Origin of the sequence: Bacillus sp. MYb78, from assembly GCF_002975115.1 — a bacterium.
Classification (GTDB): Bacteria; Bacillota; Bacilli; order Bacillales; family Bacillaceae_G; genus Bacillus_A; species Bacillus_A cereus.
This window is the reverse complement of record NZ_PCOB01000019.1, coordinates 56906-72385: the sequence shown is the minus strand read 5'-3', so window position 1 is coordinate 72385 and position 15480 is coordinate 56906. Positions and strand designations below refer to the sequence as shown.

The following is a 15480-nucleotide window of genomic DNA, read 5'->3' as shown; positions in this document are numbered from 1 at the left end:
ATTTTATCATTAGATTACAAAAAAAGGAATCATCTCTTTATACTATTCTATAACAATGAAAAAAAAAGAACGCTTAGTCACCTAAGCGTTCCTTTCTTTAAGAAGCTTTCTTCAAATCAATTTGAGCAAGTACTGGGTCATGGTCGCTTACACGTCCGTGCTCTTTCATTATGTTTGAGTTTAAGTGCACTGGATCTACAATTGTGTGCGGTGCGATGTTGTTTGTTACTAAAATATGATCTAACACTTGTGCATTTCCTTCGTGAATGTAAGTGTAACGATTCTCTTTCGGCACTGTGTTTAACATATCTTTTAAGATTGTTCCCTCTAGTGCTTTTAGTGGTTTAGAGAACTCGAAATCGTTCATATCACCTAACACGACAACTGGTGCATTCGTATTCTTTTCCTGAATTCCTTGCACGAAATGATTTACTTCTTGTGCTAACTGAATTCGTTTGTCTTCACTTTTTAATACGAGCGGCTGCACTTTTCCAAATGGCGTTGCATCTCCTAGTTTTGAGTTTAAGTGATTTGCAACGACAACAATGTTTTGTCCTTGGAACGTAAATTCTGCCGCTAACGGTTTACGGGTACTTTCAAATAATGGATTTTCGTCTCCAATACGAACAACATTTTTATCAAGTAACTTTGGTACCGTCGCTAATTTCACGCGTGATGGATTATAGAAGAAGCCGACGCGAATATTCGCTCCTGGTGCTCCTCCGTCTTGATTATTGTTTGGAGCGATTTCTACATACTCATACTTCGGTCCACGAATTTCTAGGACTGCATCAATGATACGTTTTGCGCTTAATGACGCATCTGTTGTACCGTCATTAATTGATCCGTTATTATCTTGCATTTCCTCTACACCGATAATATCTGGCATTTTTAAGTTGTATTTAATAGAATACGCTAACGCTTTTACCTTTTCATCTGTTGTTTCTTTTTTATTCGCTGAGAAGTTTTCAATGTTATATGTAGCAACCGTTAACTTATCAAGACGTGGCTGAATATTTGCGCCTACTTGCTTAAATCCACCATCCACTACAGCTGGCAGTTCTGTTATTGGCGAAATACGGAAAGAACCGTAATCATATCCTACTACCCCTGTTATATCTCCAGTAAAAGTATCTCCTACTTTTGCTACATAATCGCGAGGTACTTTTACAGAAAGACGCTCTGGGTTTAATTGATTTTCATCTAATAGAGGTGTCCCATATTGTGTTACTATTTTATCTCCACCATTTTTTACTGTTACATATAAATTCCCGTTTTTCTGAGGTGTAATAATTTTTGGTGTTGGCATCGTAACACGCATACCTTCTATACTTTCATAGAAGTCGATTGCATCTTCATTTGGATCAAATAAACCAAATGCATCATTATCAATAATCTGGTCCGGGATTTTCACACCGTTTTCTCCAAGTACAATCGGTGCTGGTAAAGTTTGATTTTTTGCGATTACAGCAACGCGACTCGCCTTAATTTCTGTCGTCGTTAAGTCTGTTTCAAATCGCTCTGCATATCCTGGTCCAACATATTCTTCTACTACTCCATCAACTTGAATAAGATCTCCTACTGCTACATTCGCATCTTTTTTATATACGTAAATACCTTCTGAAGTAGCTGGATCATTATCCGGCTGATTATCTTCTATATAAAAGCCGTTTTTATCAAGCGCTGTGACAACGCCTTCCACATTGTTTACTTTCTTCCCGTTGTAAGGAGAAATATGTGATTTTCCTTGAATGTCATGAATACGAACTGGTTCATTATTTACGATAATAAATGAAAATGTCGAAATTGCTGAAGAAGTAAGCTCTTCTTTTTCCGCGATTGCTTTCACTACACTATTTTCATTCATTACAATTTGTCCATTATAACGAACACTTTTATTAGTAGGATTAGAGCCATCTAACGTATAGTAGATTGTTGCGCCTTCTGTATTCGTCGTTAATGTTACCGCTGTTCCTTTAGCAACTTCTCCGCCGTTCGGTGAAGCTACCACATCGCTAACACGGTTTTGTCCTTCACCTTGAAACTTATAAGCTGTTACTGATTTTAGACCTGGGTTACTAAAATATAATTCAAGAGTCCCAGTCAAACTAACCTTCTTCCCGATATTTTCAGGGTGATCTTTTACATTCACTGCCGTTCTCACATCACCTTTTGGCAACTGAATGGGCATGATTTTGTCTGGATTCGTTTCGTTTGGCGAATCTGCAATTGCTACGTTTGTATCATCAAACTTAGCTGGATCCTTCGTATATTTAGAAGAACTTTGCGTATATCCAACAATATATCCTTCCACAATCCCCTTCGTTTTCCCTTGCTGCTTAAATACTTGAATTGCTTTTTCTACTGACATAGAAGCAGTTTCTTCTGCTTGCGCTAAAGTTCCAGTAAATGAAAGCAATAGCAAGAATGATAAAAAGACGCTTAATAATTTCTTCACAGCCATTTTCCTCTCCCTATTTCATATTTTCTCAGCATTTCTATCATAACAAATGATTCGTTATATAGAACTATATTTCGACAAATTTTACAAAAGATTTATTTAATTTACAAGCTTTCAAACTATAATACAAAATAATAATTTTACACCTTCTACAAATACACTCTATAATGTTAGAGAGAGAAAACAGAAAATATCGATATTTGATTGGCATGTAAAATGGATTCATTTGAATAGGAGTGATTGGATGGAAGTGCAAACAGAAACATACCGCGCAGCTATGAATGGAACATTAGAACGTCATTTTTCAGATATGATTGCTGTTATACCAACTAGAATTACAATTGAGCAGTTAAAACACCGACTAGAAATTATCGCTACTAAAGTTGATGAGTTAAAAATTGTTTATAGTGATGAGACAAGCCTTATTGTTGAATTACATATGGGTGAAACAGTCATACCGTATGAACTGCATATTGATGAGGCGAACGACCCAGAAGAATATAAAATGTACAATAGACAAGATTCTACAATTGTAGATCGTAATTTTGAAGATGTGGCTTTCGGCACTGAAATTTTCACTCGTACGCTATTTGTAGGCGATGTACTGGACTGCTTTTTCCAGCAGTTACAGTTTTTATGGAATCTCGCCCCAGATTTGTTATTTGTAATCGATTCAAGTGCAGCAATGAAAGTGATATCTAGAAGCTATATTGAATATCACGTTGAAAATGAATTATTACCTGACATTCCTGACTTGTACGTTATTCATTCTGTTTATGAAGACGATAAAGATGATGAGCCTACGCAATATTGGTTTCATACACATGGTCTTTTAAGAGCAGGCGTAACTGAAATAGAGTTAATTATTCCAAATCGCATTTCTTCCTACTACGGCATTGGCGATCTCTTTCAAACATTTGCTAATAATGCCGTTGAGAATGGACAAGTCCCTATGAATGAGCCTATCGTTATCGCGCATAGTCAGCAAGGTTCTATACATACAGTCGCTGTTCCGTGGGAAAAAGGATTATCTTATATAGGGCATAAAACGAGTATGGACCAATTATCTTCAATCGAGGATGAAGAAGTGAAACTACAACCAATAGATGCACAAAATACATTCTTAGGCGGAATGGATGCCCGAGATGAATACCATCAATCTCCATCCGTTCTCTTATTCAAATTTAATACTTCAGAAGAATATATTGAAAATTTTTTCAAAGAACACGAGGAAGCTACAGGGCTCATGTTCTATAAAACAAATAGTGAAACGGCTCGTATGGCTTACAATGCGAAAAATACTTTCGGCTATTTCAGCAACATTTTTCATATTGAACAATCAAATGAAGATTTTCGTTTCCTTGCTAAGTTTGGTGTCTCCTACGAAGAAGGAAAAAGTGAACATATGTGGTTTGAAATGCAAAACATTACGGAAGATTTCATTCAAGGAATACTCATTAATGAACCATATTTTATAAAAGATATGAGTGAAGGAAATAGTTATCATTTAGATTTTGATAACTTAACAGAGTGGGTTATTTATGCAGGAGATGCCGTTATAAAGCCAAATAACTTATATATGTTTATTGGCGAATAAGTATTTTATATAATAAACGAAACGCCTTCAATATAATTGAAGGCGTTTCGTTTATTGTGCGATTAATTCAGCATCTATTACTTTCTCCAAATGAGATAATACACGCTTTGCAGCTTCCTCACCTTGATTAATACAATCTGGAAGTCCAGCACCAGCATAGGAGCTACCTGCCAAGTATATACCTGGCAACTCTTTCTCCATAAATGTTGTGAGCTTTTTCATTCGCTCGTTATGGCCTACAGTATATTGAGGCATCGCTTCTTTCCAGCGACTTACGATTGTAAACTCTGGATCCTCTGTAATATCCATCGTCTTTCGTAAATCTTCTAGTACGAGCTGAACGAGTTCTTCTTCAGTTTGTTCTACAACAGCTTCATCACCAGCACGTCCAACGTAACAGCGAAGGAGTGTTTTTCCTTCTGGCGTTGTATGTGGCCATTTTTTATGCGTCCACGTACATGCTGTAATCGTGTAATCGCTATTTCGTGATACGACAAATCCTGTACCATTAATATCGCGCTGGATTGCAGATTTTGGGAAAGCAAGTGCGACATTGGCAACGGATGTGGATGGAATATTACGGAAGAAACGAAACTGCTTGTACTGAGCAAACATGGACGGCAATACTTTATGCGAAGTTGCCACTACGATGGCGTCCGCTTCTATTTCTTTTCCGTTACTAAGAGTAATCGTATAACCATCACCCTGTTTTGCAATTTTTTCAATGCGAGTTCCCTTTATTATCGTACCTTCATGCATCTTTGCTTCGAGAGATTTTACGATAGATTCTAAACCTGTTTTCACTGTTTGGAACATTCCCTTTTTCGGTTCAGCTTTCTCTTCTTTCGGAGCGAGCGTACGCATACCGAGTGAAATACTGCGATGTTTCTGCTCAATTTGATACATTTGCGGGAATGTTGACATTAAGCTCATTTCATCAATATCCCCTGCATAAATACCCGATAGTAACGGTTCTATTAAGTTTTCAACCACTTCATTTCCAAGACGATGCCTAAAAAATTGTCCGAGTGATTGGTCAGATACTGGCTTTGACCTCGGCATTAATAGATCAAAGCCAGCTCTTAGTTTACCAATCGGGGAGAACAGCCCGGAAAATAGAAACGGCGTAATTTGCGTTGGAATTCCCATCATTGATCCATTCGGCATTTTATGTAACCGATTGTTTACAAGGATAAATGATTGACCGGCTTGATTATTTACAAGTTCATCGCCGAGACCTAATTCTTTCACTAATCTAGCTACACTTTCTTTTCGTGCTAAGAAAGAATCCGGTCCGCGCTCAATTGTAAATCCATCTTTTCGAACGGTTTGAATTTTTCCGCCTAGTTTACCCGATGCTTCTATAAGTAATGTATCAATCGGCAAGTTTTTTTCATGAATATTTTTTTGTAAGTTATACATTGCTGTTAATCCAGTGATGCCTCCGCCGACGATCACAACTTTTTTCCTCAAGCAGGCTCCCCCTTTCTTCTTACAGTACAGATTCTTTTTTCTTTAATACAACATCTGTTAAACAATCAATAAATGCGTCCGATGCATTTGGCATTTCTGGACGATAATATTTCGCACCAATTTCATCCGTTACAACTTTACACTCAAAGTCGTTGTCATATAAAACTTCTAAATGTTCCGCAACAAATCCAACTGGTGCATATACGAATGAAGTATAACCGTGCTTTTCATTTAGTTCTCTCGTTAAATCTTGTACATCTGGACCAATCCAAGGATCTGGTGTGTTTCCTGCACTTTGCCAGCCTACTGCATAGTTTGCTACTTCAGCTCCGCGCGCGATATAGTCCGCTGTTTCATTTAATTGATCTGGATATGGATCGCCCATTCCAATAATTTTCTCTGGTAAGCTATGTGCAGATACGATTAATACTGCTTTTTCACGCTCTGCATCTGACATACCGTTATATATAACTTTCACTGCATCGACCCAGTACTGGATGAATTTCGGCTCTTTATACCAGCTATCAATACCGTGAATTGTTAAGTTTCCAAGTTTCTCAGCTTCTTCTTGTGCTCGTCCAACGTATGATTTCACGCTAAAAGTAGAATAGTGAGGTGCAAGAACAAGTGCGATTGCATCTTGTATTCCGTCGTTATGCATATCTTTCACCGCATCTTCAATAAACGGTTCAATATGTTTTAAGCCAAGATACATATGGTACTCTACTTCATCTTGTACTTCATTTAAACGCTTCTCTAACTTCTTAGCTTGCTCTAATGTAATAGTAGCTAAAGGAGAAATACCACCAATTGCACGGTAACGCTCTGTTAAATCTTCCAGCATTTCAGGACTTGGCTTTCTTCCTCTGCGAATATGTGTATAGTAACGTTCAATATCTTCTTCTTTATATGGCGTTCCGTATGCCATCACAAGCAAACCAATTTTCTTTTTCATACAGCAATTCTCCTTTACTTCGCTAACTGCCCTTTAGAGTATTCATGAATAAATGTAGTTAAACGTTTTAATGTATCCGGATTTACTTCTGGGAATACACCGTGACCTAAGTTAAAGATATAACCCGGCTGTTTCATCCCTTGATCTAAAATACCTTTTACATGTTCTTCAATAACAGACCATGGTGCAAGTAAGAATGAAGGGTCCATATTACCTTGTACCGCCTTATGAACGCCACGTGCACGTGCTTCTTCAATCGGTAAGCGCCAGTCTAAGCCGACTACATCAAGCGGTAAGTCGTGCCACTCATTCACTAAGTGTGCAGCTCCTACGCCGTGCATAATCATCGGTACACCCATCTTACGAACTTCTGCAAAAATACGCTCCATTGCTGGTTTAATAAATACGCGATAATCTGCTACATTTACTGTTCCAACCCAAGAATCGAAAATTTGAACTGCTTTTGCTCCTGCGTTAATTTGCGCTTTTAAATATGTAATAACCATATCTGCTAGTTTATCCATTAAAGCGAACCAAGCTTTTGGCTCTGCATACATGAACGCTTTCGTATTATGGTAGTTACGAGATGGACCGCCTTCAATCATATAGCTCGCTAATGTAAATGGAGCTCCTGAAAAACCGATTAACGGTACGTCTAACATTTCTGTCGTTAATAAACGAATTGTATCTAGTATGTACGGTACGTCATCTTCTGGATTGATTTCCCCTAGTTTTTCTACGTCTTGTAAAGAACGGATTGGATTATCGATAACTGGGCCAATACCTGATTTAATTTCTACGTCCACACCAATTGCAGGTAGTGGTGACATAATATCTTTATAAAGAATTGCTGCGTCTACGTTATATTGATCAACCGGCAATTTTGTAACGTAAGCACATAACTCTGGATTGTGTGTAATTTCAAATAAAGAATACTTTTCTTTAATCTTTCTATATTCCGGCTGTGAACGACCTGCTTGACGCATATACCATGCTGGTACATAATCGGTACGTTCCCCCCTACATGCTTTTAAAAATGTCTCATTTATAGTTCTTACCAAGACCGTTGCTCCCTTCCTTACCAATGCTTCGAATACGCTCGATATTTATCTTTTTTTACTATACAGCTTGTAAAAACAAAATGCATAATATTATGTACGTTGTTCATTAAATTGACACAAACATTCTTAAAAACGCTTACTATTTTCACAACATTCTTATTATAACACAGAGAAAAACTATGGTTTAGCTACTTTTGACTTTTCTCCTTCGCGATTCGTTTGTGTATTATATGGTACAACGTAAAAGCTCGGTTTTGAAAATATGTTAACGAACTTTTCCTCATATTCTCCAGCACCGTTTACAGTGCTAACATGCGTATGAATTCCATTCTCCACTCTATAGATTCGGTACATAATTCTGTTATCTGGAAGTGGCGTCCAGCTTAATTTTGCTTTAAATAAACCGAAAGGACTAAATGATAGTTTCATTTTTACATCTTCAATTCTTCGCAGCCGAATCGGAGCACCGATTGTTTCCACACCTTCAGGCTTCATAAACTTCTCTTTATGTTCTACATTAGCCTTCGTTAAAATTTTCTTAAATAATTTTGTCGCAGATGCACTTTCTCCTTGCAACTGATGCTCCTTATCCGTGCGGTCATAACCAATCCAAACAGCGCCTACTAAGTTCGGTGTATAGCCGACGAACCACATATCTCTTGCTCCCTTATCGTCATTTGGCAATGAAGTTGTACCCGTTTTTCCAGCTAACGCACCGTTATATACACCAACTCTCGCTGTTCCTTCCTTCACAACTCCTTCTAACATTTTCGTCATATACCATGCTGTCTGCTTCGAAAAGATTTTCGTCTCTACTTTTGGAGATTCCCCAATGACTGCACCGTGTCTGTTTAATACTTTATCAATAACGTGCGGCTCGATAATATTTCCATTTGCTAAAAATGAACGATACATTTTTACAAGATCAAATGTTGAAACGCCATTTTTCAATCCGCCAAGCGCTGTACTTAAACCAGCATCTGCAATATGAACATTCCCTTTTTCTAAATATTGCTTTCCTTCTTCTACCCCTAACTCATTTAATAAAGAAACTGCCGGTACATTTGCCGACTCTAAAATCGCATCATACATCGTCATTTCTTTTGAATACTCATGATTATAATTTCGAGGTTCATACCCTTCAAAAGAATTTCTTTCATTTGTTAATAAAGAATACGGATTATACTTTTTCGTTTCTAGTGCTGGTGCATAAACGATAAGTGGTTTTAAAACAGATCCGGGCTGCCTTTTGGCAAAAACACGATTAAATCCTCTCGGGACGTACTTTCTTCCCCCAATCGCCGCTTTAATCCCTCCCGTACGATTATCCATTAATAAGAACGCACCTTGCGCCCCTTCTTCTTTCCCAGGAAAATTCCTTGCATCTTGAAACTGGTTATATGCTACCTTTTGAATCTTTTCATCCATAGGTACGACAAACGTATATCCTCCGCGAAGTACTTCTTGATGAGACAATCCGTATAAACGAGCGGCTTCATCTATGACCATATCAATATACGGCATATATGCAAGCTCATTCTCATCTAAATTTTTATATAGAGCAATTGTCTTCCCTTGATAACGAACGCTTTCTTCTGCAGTCAAATAGCCTTGTTTATGCATAAGTGACAACACTAGATCGCGGCGTTCCTTACTCTTCTCTGCAGAGTAGTACGGTGAATATCCGTTTGGTGACTTCGGAAGGCCTGCAAGCATTGCCCCTTCCTCTACTGTTAAATCCTCAACATTTTTATTAAAATACAACTTTGCTGCCGCTTGAATACCGTAAGCCCCATGACCAAAATAAATATGATTCATATACATTTCAAGAATTTGTTGCTTCGTATATTTTTGCTCTAATTGAAGAGAAATTGCGACTTCCTTCAATTTGCGCGTAAATGTTTTTTCACGAGTTAAAAAGACATTTTTAGCGAGTTGCTGCGTAATAGTACTACCGCCCTCTACCTTTTCTCTAGCTAACGTATCTTTATACAGAGCACGGAATATAGACGGATAATCAATTCCTTGATGCTCATAAAAACGAGAATCTTCCACCGCAACAAACGCTTGCTGCACATACTTCGGAATTTGCTCGACTGGTACGAGTTCCCTATTTTCTACGTATAATTTCGTAATTTCTTTTCCTTTCTGGTCAACAATACGTGATGAAGAGTGGAAAACGAGCTGCTTTTCATCCATCATATAGCCACCAGCTAACACGATAAGTTTATAGAGTACAATTGCTACTACAAACGTTGCGACGCCGCCTAATAAAGTCCACTTTACTTTCTTCATACATCGTCCTTCTTTCCAAATGATGGTACATTTATTATTTGAAAAAGAAGTATCTTTATGTATATAATCTTCGAAGTTTTTTAAGAGAGTTGATATAATAGAAACAAACTATTAAGGGGGCATTAAAATGAAGGCGATTATTTCATACGAAACACCTCTAGAACAATCACATTTCACTGCAAAAAATGATGAAAAAAATATGTTTTATAAAGAAAATACAGAAGAATCTGTAGAAGGCTCACTTCAGTATGACGTACTAGATGCTGTCGGTGAATTTAAAGGACAATCTGGCTATATCGTTTGTAACAACATTTCTGTCACAGACGAAGGTCGCCCAGTATTTGAAAACCGCTTTAAAAACCGCGCAGGCCTTATTGAAAACGAACCAGGATTCCAAGCGATCCGTGTTTTACGCCCATTAAGTAACGATACATATGTCATCTTAACGATGTGGGAAACAGAGCAAAACTTTAAAGACTGGACAGAATCACGTTCATTCGAAAATGCTCATAAAAAACGTCCCACACAAGCAGAAGGACAAGCTCCAGCGCATCCACATGCGGAACAGCAAAAGAGTATTTTCTCTCGTCCTTCTTTTGTGACTACTTTTGATGTGTTAGTTTAATTAAAAAGTAATACAACACTAGCAGAACGTGAAATTATATTAACGATTTTTCGAATATATCTATCACATCTTTGAATATATCAACGATTTTTCGAATATATCTATCACATCTTGAAATATATCAACGATTCGACTAAAGATATCCATTTAATAACAAAAAGGAAACACCATTACACACCGGTGTTTCCTTTTTCTTTGTACCAATTATATATACTAAGTGAATCTTTTTTTCTCATATGCTTTACTTCATAACCGCGCCCGGCTACCGCTACAAGAGTTGTACATAATTCATCTTTTCTTTGAAAATACGATTGATCATAACCTACTACTTGAACATGTCTTCTTCGCATTATTCCTGTATATTTCGAAAAATTACGATATACAACCGTTAGTTGATTTTCTCTTAATTCATAACCGCCACTTTTATATCTAGCATACGCAAGTAACGAAAACACGATAAATAACGGTAAAATAACAAACAACGCAATATATTGTTTAAAATATATACTCACGCTGGCAATTAGAACTGTGAGTATGATACTTATTGACCAGCCCATAATGAAATAACGATGCAACGCTGTTTTTGGTAAGTGAACGATCTCCGCTTCGATTTCATAAGGTAACTCTAAATATGTGAGCAGGTGCTGTACATCTTTTTTCTTCATAAATGGATGCAACATTACTTCGTTACTTGCTGCTCCAATACTTTGAATTGCTTCCACTTCAACAGCACAATAACCAAACGGCTGGCGAAGCATACCTTCTTTTACAGTAATCGCTTGAATGCGGTGCAATTTTAAGACAAACTCTTTCTTTTCAAATAATCCTTGAACGATACGAATCTCTTCCCCTTTTCGCTCAATTTTAAAGTTTGCATATTTCAACACATATCCAGCCGTGGAAATAATCCATGAAATTACCATTAAAATTAATGCAATTACAATTAGTTTATAAACACCGTTTCCCATCACATACGCTTCTACTTTACTTGTGAATCCTTCAGGAAGAACAAAATCAAACTTTGTGTAAAGAAGTACTAGTCCAGAGAACACTAGTCCGAACCGACCAGATGTAATCGCTGCGGCTAAAACCTCTTTCGTTGTTAACTGATAAACCGTCTTGCTTTCTTCCTCTTCTATTTCTTCTTTTACAGTAGTTTCTTTCTTATGTAATAAAGAGATTAAATGTTTTGCCTCGTCTTCTTTAATACCAGCCAACATCACTTCTGGCTCACTACTGCCGCCTGCTACTTCTATATTTAGCTTCATAAGTCCGAGCATTTGATAAATGGCGTTAGAAGATGTACTAATATTTTGTACACGCTCTTTATTTAAATAGCTTTCCTTCTTTACAAAAACACCGTGCTTTATATGTAAAATATTATTCTCAATCCAGTACACTTTAAAATACCATTTAATTGCTGAAAAAATAGCCATGATGAATAAAACAACCAGAAGGAAAAGATAAAATAAATACCAAGGTTCCACTTGTTCATCAGGTTTAAATAAAACAAGAATAATAAGTGGCAACAAACTCGCAACCCTAATACCTAACAATATCGTGATCGGATGTTGCCTCCTATACATCCTCATCACTCACTTTCGCAAGTTCTCCAATTTGTCTTTTCAGCTGTTCTGCTTCTTCTTTCGTTAAACCTGGGATACTATGAGAAGTTGCGGCTGTTGAAATGTGTAATTCTGCTAAATTATACTTTCTCATAATCGGCCCTTGCTCAATCGTTACGTGCTGCACACGGATCATCGGAATAAGTACGCGTTCTACAACGAACATTCCCTTTTGAATCTCAATCTCTTCTTCATTTAATCTGTAACTATAATAGCGCTGACGTAAATTTGGAAACACAAAATAATCAAGTGGAATAAATGTAATGGCTCCTGTTACTAATAGTCCAAACAACCACCCCCACCAATTAAAGTTAATCATGAAAAAGAAATATGCAATTACGACTGTTAGTATAACTGCCGCCCCAATTAAAGCGTGCATCCTCCACACTTTCAGCATATTAGAATGAATCTCCCTTTCTAACGGCTGCATCTCATCACTCCAATTCTATGAATTTATTACTTATATATTATCAAAAAATAAGGTTTTATATACAATTTTGTAAATTTATAGTCAAATAAAAATAGTTGAATCAAAAGCATGTTAAAAAACATACCTCAGTTTTTAAAATTACATATTATAAATATGAATTATATTGAACCAAATAAACCCTGCATGATTCATGCAAGGTTTATCGTTTTATACACAATATATTTCATTATTGTTGAGATATACTAGCATCGCTTTCAATTCGCTTTTCTTTTTGGCTCAGTTTTTTATCTTTAGATTTTTTTAATGTTAAAGTCATGCCAATAAAAATAAAAAGAATTCCTGTTATTTGCATTAAAGTTGGACGGAATCCAGTAAGTACAGTATCTAATAATATTGCCACTGCCGGATCTAAAAAAACTAATATTGAGATTGTTTTTGTAGATAAATGGCGTAAACTATCAAAAAACAGATAATACACTATCCCTGTGTGAATAAAACCAGTAGCTATAATATATGTCCAATTACTTTGAGTGAGGCCACTAAAAGCATCTAAATCTATAAATGGTATTAAAAGAAATATCCCCAAGAATGTTTGTAAAAATGTCATTGCATACGCACTCATTTTGTTAATCCCTTTACCAAATAAAGTTGTAAATGCATAAAAGAGAGCTGCAAGAAATCCCCATATCATACCTGAAGACATTAATGAACCGAAAGAGAAGCTTCCATCGATACCAGCAATTAATAAAGCTCCCACAAAACACACAACTATTGAAATGATAGATATTAATGTTAATTTTTCTTTAAAGACGATACTTCCAATTAACAGTACAATTACTGGTGCAAGATGATAAACTGAGATAGCAATTGTAACTGACATATTTTCAAAGGCTTTAAATAAGAAAACCCAATTAAATACTAAGAAAAAGCCACATATTAAAACTTGAATAACTTCTTTTCGTTCCCATTTATCTTGTTTATATTGCCCTGTAAGCAACCAGCATACACTTAAAAATATTGTCGCAAAAATACACCTTACAAACACTAATTCAAACGAAGGTAAGTTTGTTTGAACAGAAAAAAATCCAACTGATCCAAAGATAACCATTGATGCTATCATCTTTAAGGCCGGTACCGTTTTCTCTTGCTTAAAACTTTTTTGAAGCAAATTAATCCCCCTCCAATAAAAACTCGGTTTATAGTGAGAAAAACACCAGCCTAAAAAAGGACAGGTGCTTTTCCTCAAAAACACTCAATTATAAATTTTTCCCTGCAGTCCAACCACCATCAATTACAAAATTAGAACCAGTAATAAAGCGGGCCTGATCAGAAATCAAGTACTCAATACATGAAACAATATCCTGCGGCAATCCCCAAGTATCTAAAGATTGATTACTTTTTATCATAGACATCAAGGCTTTATTACTAAAGTATTCTTCTGTAAGTTCAGTTCTAATAACACCGGGAGAAATGCTATTTACTCTTATATTTTGCTTCCCAAATTCCATAGCCATCTGTTTAGTCAATCCGATTAAGGCATGCTTTGATGCCACATAAGCAGCTCGCTCTGGTTCAGCCATTAATCCAGAAACCGATGCTATATTCACAATACAACCTTTTATTTTCGATTCACACCATCGCTTAGCTACTTCCCTAGAAAGGATAAATGGGGCTACTAAATTTACATCAATTACTTTTTTAAACATATCATCGGATAAATGTAAAACAGGTGTTATCTCTCGAATACCAGCTGCATTTATTAATATATCAGGAGAAAGCTTTTCTAAATCTAATTGAGTAAAAAGATTATGAATCGCTTCGCTATTACTTAAATCAATTTGCACTACTTTCAAAGGCATATCTGTTTTCATATAATCTATTAAGTTATTATTATTAATATCAAGAGCTATTACATGAAATGATTTTTCTAAAAAGTATTTTATACAAGCATGACCTATACCGCTATTGGCTCCAGAAATCATAATTATTTTATTCTCTCTCATTTTGTCTCCTTATAAGAAAATGTTACTAATAAAATATCACGAAAAGCCTCCGTACTACATTCTGTTCCAAGTGGCGTTACGGCATGGAAGACCTTTTGTCCAAATACTAAAGTTTCTAACGGCTCCTTCAAACTTATAAACTGATTAATTTCCCGAGGAGAATTAGCTATTAAATTATCTCCGCCGATAGCTGTATTACTTAAATTCATAAGGTGTAAAAACACTACTGGTTCATCATCTTTATGTAACCAAATAGGTGAACTAAAAGATGGTCTTTCTTTAGTAGCTTTATATCTTACTTGATGTAAGCCTATAATTAAATCTTTACTTTTATCTATTATATTTGTTTTAAATGCAAACTCAGTATCGAAATGCACGATATTTTGAATTAAAGGATTACACAAAAAGCTATCATTTATGCTATTGAACTGTCTAACTTTCCCGCCATCATCATAGTTATATTCTTTAGATTGGAAGTAATCATTACTATTATCTAAAATATAATCTGGTGAATCAACATACTTTATATACCTTGAATAAGATCTAGCACGGCATTCACCGTACGCATCATCTTCCAAATTATAATAATCTAACTGTGCTTGTGTTAATAAACTATGATTCTCTTCCTCTTGTAAAAAGATTTCATTTGAGATTTCAAGAAACCCTTTAGATTCAAATTCATGTACCTTTTCTTCTATGCTAAAGCCACTCATTTTACTAAGAACAAACGTCATTATAAAAACCTCCACACTATTGTATTTTTCTTTCTCACCCTATGTTAGAAATGCAATAAGTAACCGAGATTCTTGCTTAATAAAATTAAAAATTATGATATTCAATTAATACACCAAATGAAATATATGTAATCCATTAAAACTATTTCTTAAGCAATATTATATATCCTTTTGGACATTATTTCTAATTATCTGAAGATTTATCAACATTAGTCTTAATA

12 protein-coding genes are annotated in these 15480 nt (G+C 35.9%); 2 read left to right on the top strand and 10 right to left on the bottom strand.

What is annotated here, in order from left to right:
- Window positions 1–97: 97 nt before the first annotated feature.
- Entirely contained in the window at window positions 98–2464 is a 2367-nt protein-coding gene (locus tag CQ064_RS25900; protein WP_000279269.1) for a DUF6359 domain-containing protein, read from the bottom strand.
- A gap of 241 nt (window positions 2465–2705) precedes the next feature.
- On the opposite strand from CQ064_RS25900, the gene CQ064_RS25895 reads away from it, so the two are divergent.
- The gene (locus tag CQ064_RS25895) at window positions 2706–4058 is read left to right on the top strand and encodes a DUF4026 domain-containing protein (protein WP_000453694.1); all 1353 of its coding nucleotides are present in this window, start codon (window positions 2706–2708) and stop codon (window positions 4056–4058) included.
- Between the two features lie 51 nt (window positions 4059–4109).
- Here the strand turns inward: CQ064_RS25895 and hemY are convergent, their stop codons facing one another.
- From hemY to CQ064_RS25875, 4 genes are all read right to left on the bottom strand, one after another.
- Entirely contained in the window at window positions 4110–5531 is a 1422-nt protein-coding gene (gene hemY / locus CQ064_RS25890) for a protoporphyrinogen oxidase (RefSeq protein WP_001228113.1), read from the bottom strand.
- Between the two features lie 19 nt (window positions 5532–5550).
- A complete protein-coding gene (gene hemH, locus CQ064_RS25885; protein ID WP_000726787.1) occupies window positions 5551–6486 on the bottom strand; it encodes a ferrochelatase in 936 nt (311 codons plus the stop codon).
- Between the two features lie 14 nt (window positions 6487–6500).
- Window positions 6501–7547 (bottom strand): uroporphyrinogen decarboxylase, encoded by a 1047-nt coding sequence (hemE, locus tag CQ064_RS25880; RefSeq protein ID WP_000252605.1) that lies wholly within the window; start codon window positions 7545–7547, stop codon window positions 6501–6503.
- Window positions 7548–7724: 177 nt separating this feature from the next.
- Window positions 7725–9842 (bottom strand): transglycosylase domain-containing protein, encoded by a 2118-nt coding sequence (locus CQ064_RS25875; protein ID WP_000756303.1) that lies wholly within the window; start codon window positions 9840–9842, stop codon window positions 7725–7727.
- Window positions 9843–9969: 127 nt separating this feature from the next.
- On the opposite strand from CQ064_RS25875, the gene hmoB reads away from it, so the two are divergent.
- Complete coding sequence (gene hmoB, locus CQ064_RS25870; RefSeq protein ID WP_000644097.1) at window positions 9970–10467, top strand: heme-degrading monooxygenase HmoB; 498 nt, start codon at window positions 9970–9972, stop codon at window positions 10465–10467.
- 170 nt (window positions 10468–10637) lie between these two features.
- Here hmoB and CQ064_RS25865 read toward each other — a convergent pair whose 3' ends face one another.
- From CQ064_RS25865 to CQ064_RS25845, 5 genes are all read right to left on the bottom strand, one after another.
- Window positions 10638–12053 carry a PH domain-containing protein gene (locus tag CQ064_RS25865; RefSeq protein WP_015055095.1) on the bottom strand — a complete coding sequence of 472 codons (1416 nt, stop codon included), beginning with the start codon at window positions 12051–12053 and terminating at the stop codon, window positions 10638–10640.
- Complete coding sequence (locus tag CQ064_RS25860) at window positions 12046–12522, bottom strand: PH domain-containing protein (RefSeq protein WP_001182726.1); 477 nt, start codon at window positions 12520–12522, stop codon at window positions 12046–12048. Before CQ064_RS25860 ends, CQ064_RS25865 begins: the two co-directional genes overlap by 8 nt.
- Window positions 12523–12748: 226 nt before the next feature.
- Window positions 12749–13690 carry a DMT family transporter gene (locus CQ064_RS25855; protein WP_000939632.1) on the bottom strand — a complete coding sequence of 314 codons (942 nt, stop codon included), beginning with the start codon at window positions 13688–13690 and terminating at the stop codon, window positions 12749–12751.
- An 88-nt stretch (window positions 13691–13778) separates the two neighbouring features.
- A complete protein-coding gene (locus CQ064_RS25850; RefSeq protein ID WP_001208940.1) occupies window positions 13779–14525 on the bottom strand; it encodes an SDR family NAD(P)-dependent oxidoreductase in 747 nt (248 codons plus the stop codon).
- Window positions 14522–15259 carry a 2OG-Fe dioxygenase family protein gene (locus CQ064_RS25845; RefSeq protein WP_000144824.1) on the bottom strand — a complete coding sequence of 246 codons (738 nt, stop codon included), beginning with the start codon at window positions 15257–15259 and terminating at the stop codon, window positions 14522–14524. Before CQ064_RS25845 ends, CQ064_RS25850 begins: the two co-directional genes overlap by 4 nt.
- Window positions 15260–15480 lie beyond the last annotated feature (221 nt).